Genomic DNA, 295 nt, shown 5'->3' with positions numbered 1-295 from the left:
TCTTTCATCATTAGAAATAGTTATATTTTGATATTCAATTCTTGCAAATTTAGTTATAGACTGCTCATCTAGTTCATCACATAATTCTATAAAATTAGCGAAAACTTCAACCCAAGTTTTTGCTTTTATAAATTCTCCTAAGAAAGAAGATCCTTCTGGTTTTTGATATGAAAAATCATAATCATCTAAAATATTTATTATAAGTTCATTCTCATCTTTTATTTCATCATCTACATTAACCAGAGGAAATTTCTCTAGTATTTTATCTGATAATGTTTTTGCTCTATTTAAAATG

1 protein-coding gene is annotated in these 295 nt (G+C 24.7%); it reads right to left on the bottom strand.

Annotated features, from left to right (window positions below; all coding sequences use genetic code 11):
- On the bottom strand, positions 1-295 hold a 295-nt coding region (locus AYC60_RS08945; protein ID WP_197416942.1), incomplete at both ends, for a hypothetical protein.

This window comes from Streptobacillus felis (assembly GCF_001559775.1).
Taxonomy (GTDB): Bacteria; Fusobacteriota; Fusobacteriia; order Fusobacteriales; family Leptotrichiaceae; genus Streptobacillus; species Streptobacillus felis.
This window is presented reverse-complemented; position numbering and strand designations above follow the sequence as displayed.